Source organism: Staphylococcus sp. EG-SA-2, assembly GCF_017152085.1.
Map to the genome: position 1 here is coordinate 1 of NZ_JACYHC010000671.1, position 2,035 is coordinate 2,035.

Here is a 2,035-nt window from a genome sequence, read left to right on the forward strand (position 1 = left end):
ACCAATGTCCTTTAATTGTGGTATATTTTCTTTACATTTATCTTTTGCAATCGGACATCTTGTATGAAAAGGACAACCTTGCGGCGGATTACTTGGCGAAGGTAATTCTCCTTTTAATATAATTCTATTGTTATTATGTTTATCAATTTGTGGTATTGATGAAATTAATGCTTTTGTATATGGATGTTTGGGATTTTCATAAATTTCTTTATCAGATGCAATTTCAACTATATGACCTAAATACATAACTCCAATTACATCACTAATATGTTTCACTACACTTAAATCATGCGCGATAAATAAATAGCTTAACTTAAATTGCTCTTGTAAATCTTTTAATAAATTCAGTACTTGAGATTGAACAGATACATCTAATGCACTTACAGGCTCATCAGCAACAATTAAACTCGGACGCAAAGCCAATGCTCTTGCAATTCCCACTCTTTGTCTCTGTCCACCTGAAAATTCATGTGCATATTTATAATATGCATCTTCACTTAGGCCAACACATTTTAATAAATATAGTACTTCTTTTTTTATTTCTTCTTTTGGCAATTTTTTATAATTTAAAATAGGTTCTGAAATGATATCTCCAACCATTTGCATCGGATTCAATGATGCATACGGATCTTGAAATATCATCTGATATTGTTGTCGTGATTTTCTGAGTTTTTTACCTTGTAATCTTGTTATATCTTCACCATTAACAATTATTGAACCTGAAGTTGCATCTTCAAGCCTGATAATCACTTTACCTAACGTTGACTTACCACAACCCGATTCTCCTACTAATCCAAAAGTTTGTCCTTTTTTTATTGAAAACGATACGTCATCAACAGCTTTAACGTACTGAGTTTTTTGTAATAATCCAGTTTTAATTTTGTAGTATTTTTTTATTTGGTTGACTTCTAAAATATTTTCCATTCTTATATCTCCTTATATTCATTTTTGTACAAATGACAACGTACAATGACGTCTTCACAAACATGCATTTTAGGAGATTGATTATTACAAATATCCAGTTTTTTGTTACATCTATTTGCAAATCTGCACTTATTAACGTGAAATGCTTGGATTGATGGCACAATTCCTTCTATCGTTTCAAGTCGTTTCTGCCCTTCTTTAAGTTTTGGAATTGTTGATAATAATTTTTGGGTATAAGGATGTTTCGGATTGTGTAGTATTTCTTTTATGCCTCCAAATTCTACAATTTGACCTGCATACATAACTAAGACTTTATCGCAAAACTCAGCAACTACACTCAAATCATGTGTAATCATCATAATTGCCATTTGCGTTTCCTTTTGCAATTCTTTTAATAAGTCTAATATTTGCGCTTGAATCGTGACATCCAATGCTGTTGTAGGTTCATCAGCAATTAATAATTTAGGAGAACATGAAATGGCCATTGCAATCATTACTCTTTGTCTCATACCACCAGATAATTGATGAGGATAGCTATTTAATATTTCATCTTGTCTAGCAATTCCAACTTTTTTTAGTAAATCTTTTGCTAAGTTATTTGCTTCTTTTTTAGAAATTTTTTTATGTGATTTTATAGATTCCACAAGTTGATTTTTTATGGTAAATACAGGATTTAAAGCAGTCATAGGTTCTTGAAAAATCATAGCAATATCATTTCCTCGAATATCTAGCAATTGCTTCTCATTGAGCGTATCGATTCGTTTACCATCAAATATAACTTCTCCACTACTTAGTTTAGATATCTTTTCTGGTAATAATTTAATAATTGACTTACTTAATATGGACTTACCGCAACCAGATTCCCCTACTATACCCAAAACTTCTCCTTTAGATAATTCAAAAGAAATATTTTCAACAGTTGCTAACCATTCATTATTTATTTTTAATGATGTTTCTAAATCTTTAACCTCTAACAATACATTATTCATAACATCCCCCCATATAAGTAAACCTCGACAAAATCGTCGAGGTTACATTACTAAGCTTCTTTAGTTAAATTATATAAACTTTGATCAGTTCCAATTTCAATGTCTAAGTTTCGTACTTTATC

3 protein-coding genes are annotated in these 2,035 nt (G+C 30.5%); all 3 read right to left on the reverse strand.

Going from position 1 to position 2,035, the window contains the following annotated elements; translation table 11 throughout:
* Nucleotides 1–924 (reverse strand): ABC transporter ATP-binding protein (locus tag IDG60_RS12115; protein WP_206160744.1); only part of this gene is annotated, 924 nt, incomplete at its 3' end.
* A 2-nt stretch (nt 925–926) separates the two neighbouring features.
* Nucleotides 927–1,913 (reverse strand): ABC transporter ATP-binding protein, encoded by a 987-nt coding sequence (locus tag IDG60_RS12120; protein WP_001067052.1) that lies wholly within the window; start codon nt 1,911–1,913, stop codon nt 927–929.
* A 50-nt stretch (nt 1,914–1,963) separates the two neighbouring features.
* Nucleotides 1,964–2,035 (reverse strand): hypothetical protein (locus tag IDG60_RS27485; RefSeq protein ID WP_481906091.1); only part of this gene is annotated, 72 nt, incomplete at its 5' end.